Genomic DNA, 21,535 nt, shown 5'->3' with positions numbered 1-21,535 from the left:
GGTCGGCCGCGGAGGGGGGGCAGTTCACTCGAGGTGGTGATAATCGAGTTCGTGGTCCGCCTCGAGCGCCGCCCGAACGGCCGGGCCGGGGTCACCGACGCCGCGTCGGTGGAACAAGAGTCCCTCGGTCCCGGCGGTGACGAGGAGGTTCACCCGCCAGTCGTCGGCCGTGTCGGGGTGATCCGTCCGGAAATGAGCGCCCCTGGACTCGGTGCGCTCACGAGCGGCTCGAAGCATCGCCTCGGCGACGGTGAGACTCGCCGAGAGATCCACGGCGTACTCGAACGATTTCGACGTGCGGTCGCCCTCGACGCGGAGATCCGCGGTGCGTTTCCGGACGGCGTCCAGTTTCGCGAGACCCGCCCGCAGCCCGGCTTCGTCGCGGAGGATGCCGGCGTGCTCCCACGACAGGTCGCCGAGCTCCTCGAGCAGTGCCGTCGGCGTAACGGTGCCGTCCGAGGCAGCGAGTGCCTGGAGGGCTTCCAACTCACGCTCGGCCAGCGCCCGCTGTCCGTCGGTGACGACGGGATCGACATCGTCGTCGGTGACGGTGGCCGCGACGTGCCCGCCGACGAGTTTGCCGATCGCGACGGTCTCGGCCAGCGAGTTCCCGCCGAGGCGGTTCGCGCCGTGGACGCCAGCGACGGTTTCGCCGACGGCGTAGAGGCCATCGACGCCTGTCTCGCCCGTTCGGAAGTCGATATCGACCCCGCCCATCGTGTAGTGGGCCGTCGGGCCGACTGTCATCGGCTCCTTCGTGATGTCGACGCCCAGCGACTCGAAGCGCTCGACCATCGACGGCAGCCGGTCGCGGACGTACTCGGCGTCCCGGTGGGAGATGTCGAGGAAGACCCCGCCGTCCTCGGTCCCTCGGCCCTCGCGGACTTCGCGGGCGATGGCCCGCGCGACCACGTCGCGGGCGTCGAGTTCCATCTGGTCGGGCGAGTAGCGCTCCATGAACCGCTCTCCCTCCGCGTTGTACAGCCGCCCGCCCTCGCCGCGGACCGCCTCGGTGACGAGCCGGCCGTCCCACTCCTCGCCGTAACGCTCGCCGACCATTCCCGTCGGGTGAAACTGCACGAACTCGAGGTCGACGAGCCGCGCCCCGGCCTCGAGCGCCAGCGCCTGCCCGTCGCCGTTGTTCTCGTCGTCGCGCGAAGAGTGGCGGCGATAGAGCGCCGAGAACCCGCCGGCCGCGAGGACGACGTGGTTCGTCCGGAACAGCAGGCCCTCACCGGTCTCCATGTCGAAGCCGACGGCACCGTCGACGCGCCGGCCGTCCGAGAGCAGGCGCGTGATCATCACGTTCTCGCGGTAGGGCACCTCGAGCTCGCGAGCGCGGCCGACCAGCGTGTCGAGCATGGCCTCGCCGGTCCGATCGCCGACGAAGCAGGTCCGCCGGTAGGACTGCGCGCCGAAGTAGCGCTGGTTGATCTCGCCGTCGTCGGTCCGGTCGAACGGCAGGCCCCACTCGGCGAGTTCGCGGATCCGGTCGGGCATCTCCCGCGCCGTCAGTTCGACGGCCTCGGGGTCGTTCAGGTGATGGCCCTCGTTGAAGGTGTCCGCCGCGTGGATCGTCCAGTCGTCCTCGGGATCGAGCGAGCCCAGCGCGGCGTTGACCCCGCCGGCCGCCCACGTCGTGTGGGCGTCGCCGTGATCGCGCTTGCCGATCACGAGCGGTTCGATCCCCGACTCGGCGAGTTCGATCGCGACCCGGGCACCCGCAGCCCCGGCTCCGATGACGAGTACCGGTGTCGTCACGACCTCGTACTCGAGGCCGGCGGCGGAGCCGGGGTCGCCCTCGGTCTCGAGGCGATTCTCGATGCCGGCGGTCGTTCGTTCGCCGGTCGTCGTTCGCCGGTCGTCGTCGATCGTGTCGCTACCGTTGGATGGTGATTTTGTCATCGGGTGAACGTAACCGCCGGCCGGGTTTAGGTCCGGCCCCGAACGATGCAGAATGGCTCCCTAACGGCCCCGAGATGCCATATCCGTCTTCAGAAACGTCTCGGATAGCGTGGATAACGGTCGGTTCGAATACTAGTTTTTCAGCGGTAGTGGACTATCAGTTGAGCCGACACGACGATCGGTCCAGTCGGTGGGAAGACGTGGGGCGTCACGGTCGTACTGTCGTCCTCGATGCCGGGGTCGCGTCCGTTCGCTTGCGTCTCGGACGGGGACGCGGCGTTACTGACCCTCGCGGTCCGCGAGGGCTTCGGGCTCGACGTTCGCGAGCCGCATCGCGTTGCCGGTAACGCCGAGGCTCATCCCCATGTCGCCGACGACGACCGCCAGCGCGACGCTTACGAACCCGAGCGGGACGCCGACCGCGAGCAGGGCTTTCACCGCCAGACTCGCCCAGACGTTCTGCCGGATGACGCCGTTTGCCGTGTGCGCGAGGTCGTACAGGTACGGCAGTTTCCCGATGTCGTCGCCCATCAGCGCGATGTCGGCCGTCTCGAGGGCGGTGTCGGTGCCGGCCGCGCCCATCGCGACGCCGACCTCGGCGGTCGCCAGCGCGGGCGCGTCGTTGATACCGTCGCCGACCATCGCCACGTCGCCGTACCGTTCTTGGAGGTCGGCCACGGCCGCGACCTTCTCGTCGGGCAGGAGTTCGGCGCGGTACTCGTCGACGCCGACCTGTTCGGCGATCGCCCGCGCCGTCCCTTCGTTATCGCCGGTCAGCATCACGACGCGTTCCACGCCGAGGTCGTGGAGCCGCTCGATCGCCCGCTTGGAGGCCGGCCGGACTTCGTCGGCGATCGCGATCGCGCCCAGCAGGTCGGTCGCCGTCCCGACGAGGACGACCGTCTTGCCGTCCCGCTCGAGCGCGGCGAGCGTGTCCGCGGCGAAGGCTCCCTCGTCGGTCTCGAGCGCGACGCCACCGTCGGTCCGCGAGTCCGACGAACCGTCGGCACGGGTCCGCGAGAGATCGAAGCCCAACTCCTCGAACAGCGCGGGCTTGCCCGCGTAGTAAGTCTCGCCACCGTCGGACGAGTCCGACGAGCCTCCGGCTTCGCTGGAGACATCGATTTCCCCGCGGATCCCCCTGCCGGTCAGGCTCTCGAACCCCGTCGGCTCGGGGCGGTTGCCCACGCCCGCCTCGTCGGCCCGGGCGAGAATCGCCGCGGCGATGGGGTGTTCGCTGCGTCGTTCCAGCCCGGCCGCGTATCGAAGCAGCGTCTCCTCGTCGGTTCCGTCGGCCGGGACGATGTCCGTGACCGCGAGTTCGCCCTTGGTGAGCGTGCCGGTCTTGTCGAGAGCGACGGCGTCGACCTCGCCCATCGCCTCGAGGTAGTTGCCGCCCTTGATCAGGACGCCGTTCCTCGCGGCGCTGGTGACCCCCGAGACCACCGAGACGGGCGTCGAGATGACGAACGCACAGGGACAGGCGATCACCAGCAGCGTGAGCCCGCGGACGAACCAGGTCCCCCAGTCGCCGGCGAACGCGATCTCGTAGCCGGCGACGCCCGCGGTGACGGTGTCGCCGATGAGCAGCGGCGGAAGGGCGGCGGTCAAGATCGCCAGCACGACCACCGCGGGCGTGTAGTAGCCCGCGAACCGGTCGACGAACTGCTCGGTTTCCGTCTGCTCGGCCTGTGCGCCCTGTACCAGCTCGATGATCCGCGAGAGCGTCGAGTCGCCCGCCGTCGAGGTGACCTCGATCTCGAGGTAGCCGTCCTCGGTGATGGTCCCGGCGTAGACCTCGTCACCGGTCGACTTGTCCACGGGGACGCTCTCGCCGGTGATCGGCGACTGATCGATCGCGCTCTCGCCCTCGCGGACCGTCCCGTCGAGCGGGATCTTGTCTCCGGGCCGGACGACCACGGTCTCACCCACCGCCACCTCGTCGGCCGGCACCGTCACTTCCTCGCCGTCGCGCACGATGGTGGCTTCGTCCGGCGAGAGCTCCATCAGCTCCCGCAGGGAGTCCCGCGCCCGGTCCATCGCGTAGTCCTCGAGCAGTTCGGCGACGCTGAACAGCACCGCGAGCGTCGCGGCCTCGACGAAGTAACCGATGCCGGTCGCGGCGATGATCGCCGTCCCCATCAGCAGGTCGATGTCGAGGCTCCGGTTCTTCGCGGAGTAGTAGCCGCTGCGGACGACGGGGACGCCGCTGACGGCGACCGCGCCGAGGAAGAGGAGATCGGCGACGTGAAGCGGATACTCGAGGACGCTCGCCACCGCGGGGTTCAAGCCGGGCAGGAGGAACTCGACGAGCAATCCGAGGGTGACGAAGGCCGCGCCGAGCCACGTCTTCTTCGCGCGGGGGCTCGTCCAGACCTCCGTGGGCGGCGCGACGTCGACGCCGCCGGCGTTCGACGGGGACTCGGCCGTCCCGTCACCGCCATCAGTTCCCCCGGTGACCTCGTAGCCGGCACCTTCGATCGCGGCGACCACGTCGGCCTCGCCGGTTCGATCGGGGTCGTACGTGACCGTGGCCGTCCCGGTCGTCGGATTGAGGTCGGCGTCGACGACTCCGTCGACGCGCCCCAGGCTCTTGTCGACCTTTCCCGCACAAGACGGGCAGTCCATCTCGGGGACGGCGAGTCGAGCGGCCAGTTCCCGTCGCTGGTCGTCCCCCTCCGTTTCCCTCGTCGCGTCCGATTCATCGCTCATTACTTCGGGATAGGGGCGTCAGTTCGATAAGCCTTCGTTGGAATATTCCAAAAGCGTGCGGAGCCGCTAGAGCGGCGTCGACGGGTCGTCGACCAGTTGCTCGCTCGCGACGTGTTGCTTGGCCAGGTGTTCTTCGGCCTGTCGGAGCCGATAGGTGAGCGTCGACCGCGGGACGTCGAGGTGGTCGGCGAGATCGCCGGCGTCGATCTCGCGGGGCGATTCGTAGTAGCCGTGTTCCACGGCGGCCCGGAGGGCGGCCTCCTGTTCCGGAGCGAGTCCGCTCGCCCCGCCGCTCGGGTTGCCAGTCGGCGCTTCGGTATCCGTCGTCGCCGATCGAAGCATCTCCATTCGGGCGCGGTCACCGAGCGCCGCCTCGAGGGCCTCGAAGAACGCCCCCGTGTCGCCCTCGCCGGAGTGGACGATCCGCCAGGTGTAGTGACGACCCTCGTGGCGCGTCTCGAACAGGACGCCGTCGCCGAAGTGGTCGCGGGCGATGTGCGGGACGGACGCACAGCTTGGGGTGCGCTCCCAGTCGGAGTAGAGGACGAGCGTATCGTCGGTGCGGTCGAGGACCCGCGTGGTCTGGGTCGCGCCGCAGTCGTCGGTCGCGAGGCAGTCCGCGTAGTAGTCGCCGGTGAGGAAAGCGTTCTCGATGTCCTCGAGCGCGTCCGGCGTGCCGGTGGCGTGGTCGACCCGCCAGAGGCGTTCGTCGGTCGCGTGCAGCGACAGCGAGCGGACCCTGGCATCGGGGTGGTCCGCGAGCGCGTCCGCCACCCCGTTGCAACCGGGCTCGTACTCGAGGGCGAAGACGAACTCTCTCATACCCTGAGGAAGGGGCCGACGGGACAAAGGGGTTCCCACCCGCTTCCGTCGTCGGCGCCTCGAGGCCGCCATGATCCGCCACGTCTTCCAACACGTCGTCTTCGTCGCGCCGTCGCTAATTGTCGTGGTCGTCTGAAGCAAACCAAAACGAAAATCAGTGGCCGCGAGCGCGGCTCGAGCGACTGCGAGAGCCGCGCGATCCGGGGGAGGGCAGGCTACTACCCGATTACGACCGCGAGCGAACCCGTAGGGTGAGCGAGCGGGCCGACGACTGACTCGGAGCGAGAGCGCGGCGCGAAGCGCCGCGGGAAAGCGAGCGGCGTAGCCGCGAGCCGAGTGGAGAGGAAGGAGGAGTGCTTTTGATCGAAATTTCACCGAGGGACATCGCGGTCGCGGTATCGCGACCGCGATAGACCGCAGAGTAAAATTTCGTTAGTCGTCCAGCAGTTCCCGCGCGATGACGTTCTTCTGGATCTCGGTGGTTCCCTCGTAGATCTGGGTGATCTTCGAGTCGCGGTAGAAGCGCTCGACGGGGAAGTCGTTGACGTAGCCGGCACCGCCGTGGATCTGGACGGCCTCGTTGGAGACGTCGACGGCGACGCGGGAGGCGTACTCCTTGGCCATCGAGGCGAGCTTCGTGATGTCGTTGCCCTGGTCGACGTTCCAGGCGGCCTTGTAGGTCAGGTTGCGCGCGGCCTCGGTCTCGGTGGCCATCTCGGCGAGTTTGTGCTGGATGGCCTGGAAGTCCGAGATGGGCTGGTCGAACTGCTCGCGGTCCTGGGCGTACTCGCGGGCGGCTTCGAGCGCGCCCTTCGCGATGCCGAGTCCCTGCGCGGCGACGCCGGTCCGGGTGGCGTCGAAGAACTGCATCTGCTGGAGGAAGGCGGCGTCCTCGTCGCCGACGAGGTTCTCCTCGGGGACGCGGACGTCGTCGAGGATGAGTTCGGCGGTGTCGGAGGCTCGGATGCCGAGCTTGCCCGTGATCTTGTCCGAACTGAAGCCGTCGCGGTCGGACTCGACGATGATCTGGCTGAAACCGCCGTAGCGGCTGTCGGCGTCGGGGTCGGTCTTACAGAGCACGACGAAGAAGTCGCCGATGGAGCCGTTGGTGATCCACATCTTGTTGCCGTTGATCACCCACTCGTCGCCGTCCTTCTCGGCGCGCGTCGAGACGGAGGAGACGTCGGAGCCGGTGTCGGGCTCGGAAATCGCCGCGCCGGATATCTTCTCGCCGGTCGCGACGGGCTCTAAGAAGCGCTCCTTCTGGTCTTCGGTCCCGAACTCGCTGATGGCCTCGGTGCCGAACGAACAGGCCATGATCGAGAGCGCGATCCCGGCGTCGTGGGAGAACAGTTCCTCGGCGATGAGCGCCGACTCGAGAGTGGAGTAGCCGGCGCCGCCGTACTCCATCGGGATCGAGGTGCCGACCAGGCCCATTTCGGCGGCCTCGTCGACGATCTCGTGGGGGAACTTCTCTTCGGAGTCGTACTCCTCCGCGTTGGGGACGATCTCGTTTTCGGCGAATCGGCGGACTTCGTCGCGGATCTGCTCCTGTTCTTCGCTGAGTCTGAATTCCATGGACAATCGTTACTATTGCAGCGATAAAGACCTTTGTAACCGTCTGTAAACGGAAGTGTAGTTTCTATCATACGAGGGGAAACGTTGAAACGGGTCCGAATAGGATTCGTGAGCATGGACCTGGAGGATATCAACACTGTCGCAGTTCTAGGTGCGGGTAACATGGGCCACGGTATCGCGGAGGTCGCCGCGATCGCTGGCTACGACGTGAATATGCGCGACATCAAAGAGGAGTTCGTCCAGAACGGCTACGACCAGATCGAGTGGTCGCTCGGCAAGCTCGCCGAGAACGATCAACTCTCCGAGGAGGACGCCGACGCCGCCTTAGACCGAGTGACGCCGCTGGTCGATATGGCCGAAGCTGTCGCCGATGCCGATGTCGTCATCGAGGCCGTCCCCGAGCAGATGGAGATCAAGAGGGACGTGTACACCGAACTCGAGGAGGCCGCCCCCGATCACGCGATCTTCGCGACGAACACCTCGAGTCTCTCGATCACCGATCTCGCGGAGTTCACGGAGCGGCCGGAGCGGTTCTGCGGGATGCACTTTTTCAACCCGCCGGTCCGGATGCAGCTGGTCGAAGTGATCTCGGGCGCCGAGAGCGCCGAGGAGACGCTCGCGGTCGTCGAGGACCTCGCCGAAGATCTGGGGAAGACGCCGGTTCGCGTCCACAAGGACTCGCCCGGCTTCATCGTCAACCGCATTCTGGTACCGCTGATGAACGAGGCCGCGTGGCTCGTCAGCAACGACGAAGCGACCATCGCCGAGGTCGATTCGACGACGAAGTACGACATGGGCCTGCCGATGGGCAGCTTCGAACTCGGCGACCAGGTCGGCAACGACGTCAGTTACCACGTCCTCGAGTACATGAACGAGGTGCTGGGCGAGGCCTACGAGCCGGCTCCGCTGCTGGCGGAGAAAGTCGAAAACGAGGAGTTCGGCAAGAAGTCCGGGAAGGGGTTCTACGACTACGAGGACGGCGAGGGCGTCCAGATACCGACCGACGAGCAGTCGGAGTTCGTCAAGAAACGGCTCCTCGCGACGATGGCCAACGAGGCGGCCAAGCTGATCGGCGGCGACGTCGCCCCGCCGGAGTCGATCGACGAGGCGGTCCAGCTCGGGGCCGGCTTCCCCGACGGTCCGGTCACACTCGTCGACGACTACGGCCTCGCAGCGCTGCACGAGACGCTCGAGGAGGCCTACGACCGGACCGGCCACGAGCGGTACGCGCCCGCGGAGTACCTCGCGGAACGCGCCGACGAGGGCGGTTTCTACGAGCGCGATAGTGACTCGGGTGAGGTCGACTTCGAAGCGATCCGCGTCGAGTACCCCGGCGACATGGTCGGCCACATCGTCCTCGACCGGCCACACCGAATGAACACCATCAGCGACGAACTCCTCGAGGAGCTCTCGGCGGCGATCGACCTGCTCGAGGACGACGACGAGGTGCGCGCGATCCTGGTCACCGGCGAGGGCGAGAAGGCGTTCTCCGCGGGCGCGGACGTCCAGAGCATGGCCGGCGACGGCGCCGACCCGATCGAGGGCCAGGAGCTGTCGCGACTGGGACAGTCGACGTTCGGCGAACTCGAGGCCTGCGACCTGCCCGTCGTCGCGGGGATCGACGGCTTCTGTCTCGGCGGCGGGATGGAGCTGGCGACCTGTGCGGACATGCGCGTCGCGAGCGAGCGCTCCCAGTTCGGCCAGCCCGAACTCGACCTCGGCCTCATTCCCGGCTGGGGTGGGACGCAGCGACTCAAACACATCGTCGGCGAGGGCCGCGCGAAGGAGATCATCCTCACCGCCGAGCGCTACGACGCCGAGACGATGGCCGACTACGGTTTCGTCAACGAAGTCGTCGACAACGACGGGCTCGAAGCGCGCGCGCTCGAGCTGGCGACCGACCTCGCCGGCGGGCCGCCGATCGCTCAGAAGTTCACTAAGCGCGCGATGCTCGCCGGTCGCGACGATACCGAGGCGGGACTGGAGTACGAGGCCTCCGCGTTCGGTCACCTGATGGCGACCGACGACCTGATGGAGGGTATTATGGCCTTCATGGGCGACGAGGAGCCGAACTTCGAAGGGAAGTGAGGGAGCCGCCGACGTGCGAAGCGTCGGTCTCGTCGTGAACTGTGAGCGACCGAATCCGTTCCTCGAATTGACCTGTATTAATTTTATACAGTTGACATATGGTCGCGAGATTTATCACAGAGAGGTACCATTGGTGACGCGTGGCTGTAATCGATGAAGAGAATGGAGGGGTTCCCCAATGAGTGATGGGCCCGAGGTGCTCGTCGTCGACGACGAGGCTCGGCTCGCGGACCTATTCGCCGCCTGGTTACAGGCCGACTGGGCCGTCGAGACGGCCTACGACGGTGAAGAGGCGCTCGAGAAGATGGCCGACTCCGTCGAAGTCGTACTTCTCGACCGGCGGATGCCCGGACTCTCCGGCGACGAAGTCCTCGAGCAGATCCGCGAGCAGGGATACGATTCGCGGGTGGTCATGGTGACGGCGGTCGATCCCGACTTCGACATCATCGAAATGGGGTTCGACGACTACCTCGTCAAACCGGTCTCGAAGGACGAACTCGTCGATATGGTCGACGACGTCGCCGACCGTTCCGACTACGAGTCCGATATACAGGAGTACTACGCGCTCGTCTCGAAGAAGGCGCTACTGGAGTCCGAGAAGGCCGACCGAGAACTCGCGAACAACGAGGAATATCAGGCCCTCAGCGACCGCGTCGCGGAGCTCGAGCAACGCGTCGACGAGACGGTTTCCGGAATGTCCTCCCACGACGATTTCGTCGGTGCATTCCAAGACCTCCAGTCCGAGAACTAGACGCCGACTTCGAACTCGAACCGAGCCCCTCCACTCTCGCTTTCAGTCGCGGCGACCGACCATCCGTGTCCGGTAGCGACTTCTCTGACGATCCAGAGGCCGATTCCGAGCCCCTCCGTCGACGACGAAACCGACGGATCGAATATTTCGTCACGGAGCTCTTCGGGGAGTCCCGTTCCATCGTCTTCGATGAAGAATCCCCGCGCACGTCCGTCCCCTTCGCCACGGCCGCCTCGGCTGTCACGCTCGTCTCTCCCGTCTCGCTCGAGCGGTCCGACGCGAACGGTTCCGGTCGTGTCGCCGTGTTCGATACTGTTCCTGAAACAGTTCTCGAGGAGCCGCAGGAGTCGCGAGCGGTCGGCCCCGATCGTCATCGTGCCCGTGACCGACAGCGTCGCCTCCGCGGTCGAGACGTGGGCCCACGCCTCGCGAGCGATCGACTCGAGATCGGTGGGGTCGGTGTCCGCGGCCCAGTCGCCCTCGCGGGCGATGGCCAGCACGTCCTCGATGATCGACTCCATCCGATCGAGTCCCTCGCGGGTCTTTTCGGCGTGTTCGGCGTCCCCGGTCTCCTCGAAGAGTTCGAGGTAGCCCTGGGCGACGCCGAGCGGGTTGCGGAGGTCGTGGCTGACGATCCGAGCGAACGTATCGAGTCGCTCGTTGCGTTCGCGGAGCTTCCGTTCGCTTCGCTTTCGCTCCGTGATGTCGCGGAGGACGCCCACCGAGCCGAGAAATTCGCCGTCGGGAACGAGGACCGCGATCTGGGCCTCGCAGGGGATCCGCTCGCCGGCTTTCGTCTCGAGGGGCAGTTCGAGGGTTTCGGTGTGGCTCTCGGCCTCGAGCAGCGATCGAATGAGGGCCGTCGCGGCGGTGACGTCCTCGCGGTCGAACAGGATCGACGCGTGTTCGCCGAGCAGTCCCTCGCGGCTGTAGCCGGTCATCTCGACCAGCGCGTCGTTGACGGTCGTGAAGTGGCCCGCGTCGTCGAGGACGTACATCCCGTCGCCGGCCGTTTCGACGAGTCGCTCGTACCGGTGGAGGGCGCGTTCTCGCTGGTCGAGGCGGCCGCGAACGGCGATCGTCTCGAGGACGTGGGACGCGGTCGCGGCGATCGTTTGGATCGCGTCTCGTTCGCGTGCGGAAATCGGCTCCGTCGCGTAGACGACCGCCACTCCGTACAGCTCGCCGCCTGCCGCAAGCGGTGCGACGGCGACCGACCGAGCGCCGCGTTCGAACGCGCGGTCGCCGAACGGGACGGCGTCGCTATCGTCTTCGCCGTACGGCCGATACTGGATCTCCCCGGTGTGAATCGCTCGCTCGAGCAGCGGCTGCTCGCCGTCGCCGATACCGACGGTTCGGTGTAGCGACCACGCCATCGCCTCGGGATCCGACAGCCACGGCACGATCTCGCGTTCGCCGCGGTCGTACTCGCCGACCCAGGCGAACGCGAATCGATCGCTGCCGGTCAGCTCCTCGCGGAGCACCCGTTCGACCGCCAGCGGAGAGGTCGCGTCGACCAGCCGACGGCGAACGGCACCGACGATTTCGGCCAGCGCAGCGGGCAGCTCTCGGACCGACGCCGTCGTCTCGGTCGTGAGATCGCTCGCGTTCGGGTCGCCCGCGTTCGAGAGTTCCGCGCTCGAGCCGTCGTCGAGTCGATCGGTGATGGCGGCCGCCAGCTGCGCTCCCGGTTCGATCTCCGCAGCCCGGACGATCACTTCGCTCAACACCCCACCGCCGTCGTCGCTCGCTCCCCAGGAGACGAACGTCGGCGTCCCCGGGGCCTCGGACTCGACCGTATCGACGAGCGCCGGCACGTCCGTCACCGTGCTCGCGTCGATGACGACCGCGTCGATCTCTTCTCGCTCGAGTCGGTCGGTCGCCGCCGCGGGCCGCTGGGCGACGACGACGTCGACGGGGGCGTCCGTCAACGACAGCGTGACGGCCGCTCGCGTCGAACGATCGCCGCTCACGCAGAGCACGCGCGGCCGGCTCATAACGGGGCAGTGCGGGCGAGTGTCATCTCGATCACCACAGTAGTTGGTCTGCCGGGTCTCATGTTATCGACCGAGATTGTTCTTTCGGCCGACGTGTGACAGCGGCGTCGCCGCGGGTGACTGCCGAACCGGCTCGTCGCTGCGGTCGACGGGCCCAGCCGTCGATCAGGGGGCCTGCCCGTAAATGAGGTTTCGCTGAATTTCGTTCGCCCCCTCGTAGATGACCGGGATGCGGGCGTCGCGGAAGACGCGGGCGATCCGTCGCTCGTCGAGGATCGAGCGGCCGCCGTGGAACTGCATGCTCTGCTCGGACACGTCGACGGCCGTCTCGGTCGCCTTCGTCTTCGCCATCGCGGCCCAGTACCCCGCGTTGTCTTCGTTCGCGACCTTCTCGCGGGCGCGCCAGGTGAGCGTTCGAGCGCTCTCGAACTCGAGTAACATATCGGCGAGCCCGTGCTGGACGGCCTGGAAGTCGCTGATCGTCTTCCCGAACTCCTCGCGGTCGTGCGTGAACTCCCAGGCCTCCTCGATGGCGGCCGCGGCGATGCCGAGCCCGTGGCCGGCGACGGCGACGCGACCGTGATTGAAGAAGTCCGCGAGCAGCGTGAAGCCGTCACCCTCCTCGCCGATCAGGTTCGCCGCGGGAATGCGGCACTCGTCGAACTCGATGTGGGCTTGTTTCGAGGCGCGCATCGCCATCTTCTCGGGGATGTGCTCGGCCTCGTAGCCGTCGGTATCGGTCGGGACGATGAACATCGAGTGGTTCCCGTAGGGGTTGTCCTCGTCGTCTCCGGTCCGGGCGTAGAGCGTCACCCAGTCCGCCTCGACGCCGTTACCGATCCAGTACTTCTCGCCGTTGATGACGTACTCGTCGCCATCTCTCTCCGCTCGGGTCTGCATCCCCGAGAGATCGCTACCGGTGTCGGGTTCCGACACCGCCAGTCCCGAGCGCTGTTCTCCCTCCGCCACCGGTCGGATGTACTCCTCGCACTGCTCGTCCGTGCCGTGTTCGTAGGTAATCTCGCAGCCGAAACTCGCAAGCTGGAGCGTCAGCGCGATCCCCGCGTCGGCCCGGTAGAACTCCTCCGTGATCGCGAGCAACTGCGCCAGATCGAGCCCCCGGCCGCCCCACTCCTCTGGGATGTCCTGTGCTACGAGGTCGGCTTCCTGACCGGCCGCGAGGATCTCCTCCGGATACTCGCCCGCCTGAAAGTACTCCCGAGCGTTCGGTTCGATGTGTTCGCGCGCGAACTCGCGGGCCTCGGCCTTGACGTCTCGAGCGTGCTCCGGAACGATGCTCTCGTCGAGTAGCTCCATATCCCGCGGAACGGTCGCGCGGTGCAAATAGCCGCGGTCGAACAATGCAACCCGAGAAACCGCTGTGCCCGTCGCGGTTCGACGGCTCGTCGCCGGGACGTCCCTAGCCGAACGTCCGCGCGAGGTCGTCGACGGACGCCGCCGCGTCCGCGTGGTCCTCGAGCAGGGTGATATCCCAGACGAGATCGGCGAGCACGTGGGCGTAGAGTACGACGCCGGTGACGATAGCGAGGGGAACGCTGGCGATGGCGATCACCGGGACCGCGATTCCGCCGATCACGACGTGGCTCAACAGTCGCGAGAGGACGCCGACGTCGCCGGGGTCGAAAATGTTCGACTGGTCCGTGAGGGCCGCACCCGGATCGGCGAGACAGAATCGGACGGCGTCCCAGTCGCCGGTCTTGAGACGAGCGATGAGAAAGTGATCGAGATCGATGAAGACGCCGATTGCGGTGCCGTAGGCGACGACGGCCGCGGCGGGAACCGACTGGCCCAAGAGCGTTATCGACGGGAGTAGTGCGGTTAGAACCCCCGCGACGACCAGTGACACGGCTGCGTGATGTTTCGAGTAGATCGAGACTCACCTACTGGGGGTGATGACGCGGGGCCACTAAACCGTCCTGCCTCTTTCCGGTTCCAGCCGTCACGGCTGTCCCGTCGCCGACCGAGACTCACCCGGCGAAGCCCGACAGGAGCCACTCGTCGCCGTCGCCCTCGTCGTCCCCGATGCTCGGCGCACTCACGAGGACGAACGCGCTCTCGCGATCGCCGTTACGGATCTGGCGCGTCGACGTCGGCGGGATCCACAACGCGTCGCCGGTCTCCATCTCGACCGGTTCGTCGTCGACGATGACGGTCGCCTCTCCCTCGATGAGGACGTAGATCTCCTCGTGGTCGTTGTCCGTGTGATCGTGGGGTTTGCTCTTCCAATCCGGATCGCAGCGGGCCACCGTTACCCCCACCTGCTCCGTCTCCAGCGGATCGCTCAGAACGTGCATCGCGCTCGAGACCTGCTCGACCTCCTCGTAGTTGACCTTCCGGTATGTCATACGGACCCTTACGTGAGGACGACAGTAAAACTATACTGTTGACTGGCTTTGTTCGCGGAATTCGCCGAGGCCGTCCCATCTCTCTTCCGTCACGTTCTTCGGGTAGTAGTCTATGTCCCCGGTCGCTGGTGCGTGCGGTCCCATCGTCCCGATCCGTCTCGCGATCCTACCCCTGGGCGAGCGGATCGAAACTGTCGACCGGCATGACCGAGTAGTCGACCGTCAGCGCGTCCTTCGTCGCTCGAATCTTTCCGACGAACGCCGAGATATCCTCGAGTTCGCCCTCGAGGACGAACAGTTCCATGCAGTAGTGGTTACCGACGTGGCTGTGAAAGTTCGACGCGACGAGGTTCTCGTGCTCGTGGCGCAGGTGCATCATCCGTTCCTCGACGCTCGTCGTCTCGTAATCGAACAACACCGTGACGATTCCCATCAGGTCCCGCTCTTCCAGTCGGGTGTCCTCGAACTCGCCCAACAGGTTTCGCGAGGCCTCCCTGACGACTTCGCTCCGACCGGTGTACCCGTGCTCTTCGGCGAACTGATCGAGCCGTTCCAAGAGTTCGTCCGGCATCGAAACGCTGACGACTGCCATATAATAAATCTGCTGCCCAGATCTATTAAGGATTATCATCGTACGCCGTCGACGCGCCGACGAGATGGTCGGGCGCCGACGAACGCGACGGTGCCGACGACTGATTCGGCCCGAACTGGCGGAGAGTTACCCGGTACCCATCCCCCGTTCGAACGAATTCCGATCGATCGTCTATCTATCGAGTAATTGAGAAAAGGTTAAAGAACGTACCGTTCGACAGAACACGGGCTAGAAAGATATCCGCAGCGGAGAACGAGGACGGGAGTGGAACACCTCCGACTTCTCCCTACGATGGCTTAAGCCTTTCCCACGGAAGTGGCGACGCTGGCGGTGTTTCGGCCGGTCCCGTTCGGCTACCGAACCCGTCTCAGCGGGGCGTTCGGCCCACGCTACTGGGAGGTGGCCGAGCTATCGCAACGACCCTAGCGAGAGACAATGCGACAGTTTACACGCCAAACCCGTTCGCAGGGAGGACCGACGGAGACGACCGGCCGACAGACCGCCTCGAGCAGCGGGGCCGAACTATCGCGCGTTCATTCGGCGGTGTTACTCGCGCCGTGTGTCCTGTCGACGAGCTACGTTGGACTCGCCGTCGCGGCTGGCCCGGCGCTTTTCGACACCGGCGCCTCGGGCGGCTCGCGAGTCGTCGCGTTCGTCCTGCTCGGATCGTTGCTCCACCTCGCGGGATACGCCACGATCCGGTTGGACAGAGAGAGCCACCGAACGGCTCGCCGAGCGGACGAATGGCAGCCGGATTCCCGGCTGTACGTCGGCGGCGGTGCGGTCGCGCTCCTGGGCCTGCGGCTGTGTGAAATGGTCGTCACGGGACGGTCGGTCTCCGCACCGCTGATTTACGTCCTCGGAAACGCGGTCGTCGCCGTCCCGCTCGCGTCGATCGTCGCCGGGCCGGTGTACTGGCTGAACCGCCGTCGCACCGCGAACCGGTGACGGAGTCCGGGCGATCACGGCGACCCCGTGCCGTTGCGTCGCTTTGAGTGCCGTTACGTCGCTTTCCGTGGCGTTGCGTCGCTCTCACGGGCATCGCTACCGCGCTCACACCACCAGTACCATCCCCAAAACGACGAGCGCGTAGCACAATAGCACACTCAGCAGCGCCACCAGTCGGTAGCCAGACCGTTCGTAGTGCCCCGGTCGACGAGGGTACCGTCTCCCGACGAGTAACTCGTCGAGACGGGCCACCGTCGCCGCCACTCTCGCCTCGAGTCTCGAGACGGCCACCAGGTGATACCAGACGAACGAGTCGTAGAGATAGACGACGATCGCGCCGATCTCCCAGAGCGGATCCGCCGCGTCCGTCGGCGTTTCGCGCCGCTCGCGCCGGCGCTCGAGCGACGGTTTCGTTTCGGCCGCGGGCAACGACGAGCGGGCGGCCGCTGATTCGTCATACCGCATCTCCGTCCCGTCGTCTCGGTCCGAACGGGTATCCGAATCGTTTCGGTCCGGACGAGCGTCTGAATCGCTTCGGTCCGAGTCGGCGGGTCCCGGTTCGTCGTCGATCTCCGACGATGGCGAGGATTCGCTCGGCGGGGTACTCGACCCGGTTTCTCGATCGGTTGAGTCCTCGGGTTCCGAGCGGTTCAGGTCCTCGAGCGACGGCGTCGATCCGGCGTCGTCGGTGCGTCTTCGCCGGAACTGAACGCGAGTGGTCGATTCGTCCCAGTCCGTCTGCACCACCGCTTCGCCGTCCCCCAACGACTGGACCGTTTCGGCCGTCCCGCTCCCCAGAATCCGATCGACGACGTCCGTGTCGTTCTTCCACGTCAATCGATGCCAGACGAACCAGTCGCACTGCGTGATGTAGTCCTTGTCGACCGACGCGGGTCGCTGCGAGAGACAGCAGATGCCGATGCCGCGCTTTCGACCGCGTTTGGCCACGCGAATGAGCAGCGATTTCAGATCCGATCCGCCCCGGCCGCCCCGCTGGGGAATGAACTCGTGGGCCTCCTCGAGGAGGATCAAGAACGGAATGCGGTGGTCGTGTTCGGCGACGAACAGCGCCTCGATCGCGTTCGAAAGAACGGCTTCCGTTTCGTCCTCGGAGGGGTACGTCGAGACGTCCAGCAGAACCGGGACGCGATCCTCGAGGGCGACCGATGCGAGTTGATCGGCGTCCTCGGCCGAAACCTGCCGATCACACGCGTCGCTCCCGCCGGCGTGCAAGAGATCGTATGAGTCCCGTAACCCGGTGTACTCTCCGTCGGTATCGACGATCAAGAGCGGAAGCCGACGATCGAGCAACTCCTCGATGATAACGCTCGCGGTGTTCGACTTCCCGCTGCCCGATTTCCCGGTGATGAACCCGCGGCCGGTGAGTATCTCCTCTACCGGAAACGTGAACCCGTCGTCCGAAACCGACAGTTTCTCGATCGAATCGGGCATTTCGCTTGGGCAATTTGCATTCATTCTATAAATGTTTCCTGTCCGTTCAGCGATGGATCGGGGGACGGACGAGTCGGAACGTCGAGGCTCGAACTCGAGACAATCGACCTCAATGTTTTTCTCCCGTGGGTTTCCTCCAAGAGATATGGACTGGGGTCGCGCGTTCGAAGCCGTCGGCGGACGAGTGGTCGGAGCGATCGCCGGCGTCACCATCCTACTGACCGCGTGTCTGGTCGGTGCGATGGCGATGATAAACGGCGACACGATCGGTGCCGGCAATCGATTTCCGTACTACGTTCTCGTGACCGCCATCGGGTTCGTGGCGAGTCTCTGGAAACTCGACGAGAACGACGCCGACGGGACGACGGTCCTCATCGCGACGGCCGGGATCGCACTCGCCAGCGGGATCCTGTTTTCGTTCGCGGTCGAAGGGGTCGTCTTCGGGATTCGCAACCCCGATCGGATCCTCAGCTCGCAACTGCTCGTCTACTTCCTGGCCGCCGGCTTGATCTGTACCGCTCTCGGCATGTGGTGCCTGCGACACTGGCGTGAGTTTACGGTGTACGAGTCGGCGTAATCACGACTCTCGAGGGAACGCCGCTCGGCGGCTCCGATGGGAGGGTGGCGGGAACTGGGACCGGACTGCCGAGACTGCTCGTGGGCTGCCCGCTGTGTCCCCATCCGCTGTCTGCCCTCTTTCTTCCCGACCTTCCGCTCCCGCACTACACGTGTTCTCTCGGCATGAGATCCTCGAACTGTTGCTCGGCGAGCCAGTCGGCGAGGCTGACGAGTTGCGCCGACGCCGCCTCGAAGAGCCGTTCGCCCTTCTCGGCGGTCGCGTCCGTCTGATCGCCGAGGACCCCGTTTTCCGTATTGTCGGCCGCGTCGTAGAACGTGCGCGAGCCGTGTTTGACCGTCTCGGCCGCCTCGACGTCCGGAATTCCGGTATCTCTGGCCTCCTCGAGTCGGTCGTCGTGAACCAACTCCGGCTCGAGGTACTGGATCAGCGCGGTCTCCTTCGGGCCGCCGTGGGGGCCGTTCTGTTCGAACAGTTCGTCGACGAGGTCCGGGATCGAGTCGTTCCACATCCACTCGATGGCGTACGCGACTTCGTCCTGCCGAAGTCGCGCCCCGACCTCGCGTAGGTGGGGAACGTTCCCGCCGTGGGCGTTGACGTAGATCACCCGATCGATTCCGTGCGACGTGAGGTTTCGAGTCAACGATTCCAGATACTGTCGGAACGCCGGCGGCTCGACCCACATCGTCCCGTGGAACTGCCGATGGTGGCCGCTGACGCCGACGTTGATCGTCGGCGTACAGAGGTAGCCCGTCCGCTCCGCGACCGCTCGCGCGAACGCTTCGCCGATCAGGTGATCGGTCGCCTCCGGCAGGTGCGGTCCGTGCTGTTCCGTCGATCCCAGCGGGACCAGTGCGAGCGATTCCGATTCGAAGTACGACTCGAGGTCGGGCCACGCTTCGTCGCCGAGGTACATGGGAGCGTTTCGTGTGCGAGCCACCAATAACGTGTTGTCGACGGCAGATCCGCCAGCGAACCCGGTTCGGACGCCGGTCGCAGTCCGCGGGTCGAACCCGACGGGGCCGGGTTGGAATTGGTGACGCCAGCGGCGCTGACGCGGCGGAATCGGTAATATCAGGTTACCGAGTTCGGCGGTATTCGCGGGTCCCTCCGGGCTCGCTGCCCGGTCCGCCCCCTCAAAGTGTGCGGATCGGCGTCGTATTCCGAGAATTATTTCGAACGGTCGGCCAGAAGACAATCGTTCGTCCAATTGTTTCGCGCCACAGTCGGAGCAACGGGATTCGCGCGGCTCTGACAACGGCGGTCACTCTCCGTGCCGAAACCGGTCGCATTCGGCCGCGATATCCCCGTCTCGTCCGCCGGACCGTCGACCGGCCCCTATGAGTGAAACTGGACAGGTTCGGCCGGTCGGCGTTTCTCGTCGTTCCCACTCGATTGATAGTTATTCGCCGCCGATTCCGAACTCGGTCGCAAAGCGCGTTTATCGCCCGCCCGCTCGAGGGTCGTCTCGCGATTGCTCGCCGGAAGCGCTGTCGTCCGGGACCGAACCCGTCACGAACTGTCACGGTACGGTCGTCGCGCAATTCGCCGTAATAGACAGTTCAATTGCCGCGGCGACGGCGATCGGAACCGGTTGGTTTCGTGACCGATCGATACGCACTCAATTACGAAAGGCGGGCGGCACCAACCACGCCTGCACATGGCACCACTGTACCCCGCTCAAGCACAGGTCCCGGACTGGCTACAAGACCCGATCGCGGAGCTGATCACGTTCCTCCCGCGGATCATCGGCGCGCTGGTGATCCTCGCGATCGGCTGGATCATCGGCCGACTGGCCGCGGGCGTCGTCCGACGGATCGCCGACGGCATCGAACTCGACCGAATGGTCCTCGAGACGCCGCTGGGGCGCATCCTCGGCGGCACCGAACAGGCCGTCTCGAGCGCGTTCGGCTCGCTGGCGAAGTGGTTCGTCTACGCGCTCGCGTTCCTCGCGGCGGCGAACGCGCTCGCGATTCCGTTGCTGTCGGAGTGGATCGCGACGGCGGTCTCGTACCTGCCGGCGTTCATCGCGGGGCTGCTCGTCATCACCATCGGGTTCGTCGTCGCCGACTTCATCGGCGACGCGATCGAACGGACTCGCGCCGCAACCCAGACCGCCTACACCACGTGGTTCGCGACCGGCGCGCGGATGTTCCTCTACTTCACGGCGATCGTCATCGGTCTCGACACGATGGGGATCGACGTCGGCATCCTCTACGTGTTCGCACGAGCGCTCGCGTGGGGGCTCGGCGCGGCGATCGCCATCGGTGCCGGCATCGCCTTCGGCTGGGGCGGCAAGGACTACGTCGCCGAGAACATCGGCCACTGGATGAGCCGAACGAGCAGCGTGACGCCCACGGAGGAGGAGACCGGCGGGAGCCGATCCCGCAGCGGTGAACGCGCCGGAAGCAGTTCGAGCACCGATCGCGAACCCGGCTCCGAGCCCGGTCCCGGGCCGAGCGACGACGACTGATCGGACGCGTCGACTCGCGCAGTCACCCGCTCGGTCGGCGCCGTCGGCACGGTATCGATCGCAGCCGACGCTGTCGACACGGTACCCACGCGGGCCGATCCGATCGCTCGCGATACGACGATCGGTCGCGACGCGACGATCAATCGGCTTCGATTTCGGCCGCGGCTCGAGCCGCCGGATCGTCGGCCTCGTCGCGCGGAAACAGCGGTTTGACCGGGACGATCACGTGGGCTCTGACGAGCCCGTCGTCGTTGCGTCGCCACTTTTTCAGGTGTGCGATCGAGTGCGAGCCGCTGTACCCGTCCTCGATGCGCTCGCAGATCGCGTCGAACTCGGCCTCGTCGAACAGGTCGGCCGAGACCGGGTCCGTCTCGACCGCGACGCTCCCGCGCCGGGCGTAGACGTCGAGGCGGCCCTCGAACGCGTACTCGAGATCCTCGATCCAGCCGTGGACCTCGCCGACCGACGGGCGGTCCGGAGCGGTCGGAAAGGTGATCGACGCCCGATACCGGTCGGGACGCTCCCGGACGTGGCGTTGCCAGAGTCGCCCGAGACGCCCTGCGGTTCCGGCACCGGGCACCCCCGATGCGACGTCGGTGAGTCTCGCGGCCGCGGCCGACGAGTACCGGCGGAGAAGTGTACCGGCGTCGGCGCCATCGCGTTCCCTCATTCGTTCTCACGTTCGAGTTGCGGGCATCGGTAATACGTCCTTTGTTGTGAGAGACGATCAGGCGTCGAGACGGTCACGAGATCGAGCAGATCATCGCTTCGCGAGAGTTTTGTACAATCCGGGACTACCGCCGCACAGAATGCCTCGAACAGGCCCCAGCCGCTCGATTCTCTTCCTCGCCGGCTCCGTCGCGATCGTCGCCCTCGGCGTCGCGGGTAATACCGGCTTTGACTCCCCCCTCCGAACGATTCCCGCGCTCCTCTTGATCGCGCTCGGCGTCGCCGGCGTCACCAGTACGACTCGGGAGTACAGCACGACACAGCTCCGCCACACGGCGAAGCGGTGGTGGCTGCTCGCGTTCGCGACGTTTCTCCCGTACGCGCTGGCGACCGCTCCCGACAGCGAGTCTGCGGCCGCCGTCGGCGACGCGTTCGCCGGTCCGGTCGCCGGTCTCGTCCTCGAATCGGTCGCCGGCGCGACGGTCTGCTGTGCGGTGTCGATGACGGTGCTGTACGGCTTCGCCCGGTACGGTATTCATCCGGGACGACCCACGCCGGAGGAGCGCGTCCTCGCCGACGGCGGCGAAGAGTAGGGTCACGGACAG

18 protein-coding genes are annotated in these 21,535 nt (G+C 66.1%); 6 read left to right on the top strand and 12 right to left on the bottom strand.

Annotation, left to right across the window (positions count from 1 at the left end; genetic code table 11):
* Positions 1-24: 24 nt before the first annotated feature.
* The 4 genes from AC0QDI_RS25045 to AC0QDI_RS25030 all read right to left on the bottom strand — a co-directional run bounded on the left by AC0QDI_RS25045 (position 25) and on the right by AC0QDI_RS25030 (position 7,017).
* Complete coding sequence (locus tag AC0QDI_RS25045; protein WP_474672817.1) at positions 25-1,905, bottom strand: L-aspartate oxidase; 1,881 nt, start codon at positions 1,903-1,905, stop codon at positions 25-27.
* Positions 1,906-2,184: 279 nt separating this feature from the next.
* Positions 2,185-4,617: a heavy metal translocating P-type ATPase gene (locus AC0QDI_RS25040; RefSeq protein ID WP_474672816.1), complete on the bottom strand. Its 2,433-nt coding sequence runs from the start codon at positions 4,615-4,617 to the stop codon at positions 2,185-2,187.
* A 66-nt stretch (positions 4,618-4,683) separates the two neighbouring features.
* Complete coding sequence (locus AC0QDI_RS25035; protein ID WP_474672815.1) at positions 4,684-5,439, bottom strand: helix-turn-helix domain-containing protein; 756 nt, start codon at positions 5,437-5,439, stop codon at positions 4,684-4,686.
* Positions 5,440-5,871: 432 nt separating this feature from the next.
* The gene (locus tag AC0QDI_RS25030; protein ID WP_474672814.1) at positions 5,872-7,017 is read right to left on the bottom strand and encodes an acyl-CoA dehydrogenase family protein; all 1,146 of its coding nucleotides are present in this window, start codon (positions 7,015-7,017) and stop codon (positions 5,872-5,874) included.
* Positions 7,018-7,131: 114 nt separating this feature from the next.
* Between AC0QDI_RS25030 and AC0QDI_RS25025 the strand changes: the two genes are divergently transcribed.
* Positions 7,132-9,105, top strand: coding sequence for a 3-hydroxyacyl-CoA dehydrogenase/enoyl-CoA hydratase family protein (locus tag AC0QDI_RS25025; RefSeq protein WP_474672813.1), 1,974 nt, complete (start codon positions 7,132-7,134; stop codon positions 9,103-9,105).
* 178 nt (positions 9,106-9,283) lie between these two features.
* Complete coding sequence (locus AC0QDI_RS25020; protein WP_474672812.1) at positions 9,284-9,856, top strand: HalX domain-containing protein; 573 nt, start codon at positions 9,284-9,286, stop codon at positions 9,854-9,856.
* Here the strand turns inward: AC0QDI_RS25020 and AC0QDI_RS25015 are convergent.
* The 5 genes from AC0QDI_RS25015 to nikR form a co-directional block, all read right to left on the bottom strand.
* Positions 9,853-11,853, bottom strand: a complete 2,001-nt coding sequence (locus AC0QDI_RS25015) for a PAS domain S-box protein (protein ID WP_474672811.1) — start codon at positions 11,851-11,853, stop codon at positions 9,853-9,855. The two genes, AC0QDI_RS25020 and AC0QDI_RS25015, sit on opposite strands and share 4 nt — an antisense overlap.
* A gap of 165 nt (positions 11,854-12,018) precedes the next feature.
* Positions 12,019-13,170 (bottom strand): acyl-CoA dehydrogenase family protein, encoded by a 1,152-nt coding sequence (locus AC0QDI_RS25010; RefSeq protein WP_474672810.1) that lies wholly within the window; start codon positions 13,168-13,170, stop codon positions 12,019-12,021.
* Between the two features lie 103 nt (positions 13,171-13,273).
* On the bottom strand, positions 13,274-13,720 hold the full coding sequence (locus AC0QDI_RS25005) for a hypothetical protein (protein WP_474672809.1): 447 nt from the start codon (positions 13,718-13,720) through the stop codon (positions 13,274-13,276).
* 121 nt (positions 13,721-13,841) lie between these two features.
* On the bottom strand, positions 13,842-14,219 hold the full coding sequence (locus AC0QDI_RS25000; RefSeq protein ID WP_474672808.1) for a cupin domain-containing protein: 378 nt from the start codon (positions 14,217-14,219) through the stop codon (positions 13,842-13,844).
* A 166-nt stretch (positions 14,220-14,385) separates the two neighbouring features.
* Positions 14,386-14,811 (bottom strand): nickel-responsive transcriptional regulator NikR, encoded by a 426-nt coding sequence (gene nikR, locus AC0QDI_RS24995; RefSeq protein WP_474672807.1) that lies wholly within the window; start codon positions 14,809-14,811, stop codon positions 14,386-14,388.
* A 435-nt stretch (positions 14,812-15,246) separates the two neighbouring features.
* Here nikR and AC0QDI_RS24990 point away from each other — a divergent pair, with 435 nt between their 5' ends.
* A complete protein-coding gene (locus tag AC0QDI_RS24990; RefSeq protein WP_474672806.1) occupies positions 15,247-15,759 on the top strand; it encodes a hypothetical protein in 513 nt (170 codons plus the stop codon).
* Between the two features lie 105 nt (positions 15,760-15,864).
* Here the strand turns inward: AC0QDI_RS24990 and AC0QDI_RS24985 are convergent, their stop codons facing one another.
* Positions 15,865-17,211, bottom strand: a complete 1,347-nt coding sequence (locus AC0QDI_RS24985) for an ATP-binding protein (protein WP_474672805.1) — start codon at positions 17,209-17,211, stop codon at positions 15,865-15,867.
* Positions 17,212-17,356: 145 nt separating this feature from the next.
* Between AC0QDI_RS24985 and AC0QDI_RS24980 the strand changes: the two genes are divergently transcribed.
* Positions 17,357-17,788 (top strand): hypothetical protein, encoded by a 432-nt coding sequence (locus AC0QDI_RS24980; protein WP_474672804.1) that lies wholly within the window; start codon positions 17,357-17,359, stop codon positions 17,786-17,788.
* A 145-nt stretch (positions 17,789-17,933) separates the two neighbouring features.
* Here AC0QDI_RS24980 and AC0QDI_RS24975 read toward each other — a convergent pair whose 3' ends face one another.
* Positions 17,934-18,704, bottom strand: coding sequence for a creatininase family protein (locus AC0QDI_RS24975; protein WP_474672803.1), 771 nt, complete (start codon positions 18,702-18,704; stop codon positions 17,934-17,936).
* 744 nt (positions 18,705-19,448) lie between these two features.
* On the opposite strand from AC0QDI_RS24975, the gene AC0QDI_RS24970 reads away from it, so the two are divergent.
* Positions 19,449-20,261: a mechanosensitive ion channel family protein gene (locus tag AC0QDI_RS24970; RefSeq protein WP_474672802.1), complete on the top strand. Its 813-nt coding sequence runs from the start codon at positions 19,449-19,451 to the stop codon at positions 20,259-20,261.
* 139 nt (positions 20,262-20,400) lie between these two features.
* Here the strand turns inward: AC0QDI_RS24970 and AC0QDI_RS24965 are convergent, their stop codons facing one another.
* A complete protein-coding gene (locus AC0QDI_RS24965; RefSeq protein WP_474672801.1) occupies positions 20,401-20,931 on the bottom strand; it encodes a hypothetical protein in 531 nt (176 codons plus the stop codon).
* 139 nt (positions 20,932-21,070) lie between these two features.
* Here AC0QDI_RS24965 and AC0QDI_RS24960 point away from each other — a divergent pair, with 139 nt between their 5' ends.
* On the top strand, positions 21,071-21,523 hold the full coding sequence (locus AC0QDI_RS24960; protein WP_474672800.1) for a hypothetical protein: 453 nt from the start codon (positions 21,071-21,073) through the stop codon (positions 21,521-21,523).
* Positions 21,524-21,535: the final 12 nt, after the last annotated feature.

The organism is Natrinema sp. LJW11 (assembly GCF_056135975.1).
This window is presented reverse-complemented; position numbering and strand designations above follow the sequence as displayed.